Below are 517 nucleotides of genomic sequence, written 5' to 3'. Positions count from 1 at the left end.
AACTGCTTCAGGAACTCGACGACACGCCCGACACAAATCAAGCCTAAGCACACGCCACAAGTGGGCCGTCAGGGTAGCCTATTAGGCACAACTGATGGCCCGCCGAGTTTAATTCGACAGGATATGTTGGGTTGGACAAATAAAATTACGATTTTTGTAAGACGAAACAAGTTACAATTGGAGTACATCATGACCAACAGATCTAACCGTGCCCCTCGCCATATCCTTTCGCTTTCTGGCGGCAAGGACAGCACGGCGCTTGCCATCTACATGCGCGACAAAGTCCCCGACATGGAATACGTCTTTTGCGACACCGGAGAGGAATTGCCGGAAACCTACGACTACCTTGATCGTCTTGAAGCGTATTTGGGCAAGCCAGTTGTTCGGTTGAACCCTGATCGTCCGTTTTCGCATTACTTGGATATTTACAGAGGCGTACTGCCTGACAGCCGCACCCGCTGGTGTACACGCATGCTCAAGATCAAGCCGTTTGAAAAATATGTAGGCGAGGCAGAGG

General features: G+C 50.5%; 1 protein-coding gene. It reads left to right on the top strand.

What is annotated here, in order from left to right:
• Nucleotides 1-189: 189 nt before the first annotated feature.
• Nucleotides 190-517 (top strand): phosphoadenosine phosphosulfate reductase family protein (locus QZ269_RS13505; protein WP_291427203.1); only part of this gene is annotated, 328 nt, incomplete at its 3' end.

Source organism: Deinococcus sp. (genome assembly GCF_018260405.1).
GTDB lineage: Bacteria > Deinococcota > Deinococci > Deinococcales > Deinococcaceae > Deinococcus.
Note: the sequence above shows the minus strand (reverse complement) of the source record. Positions and strands in the feature narration are given on the sequence as shown.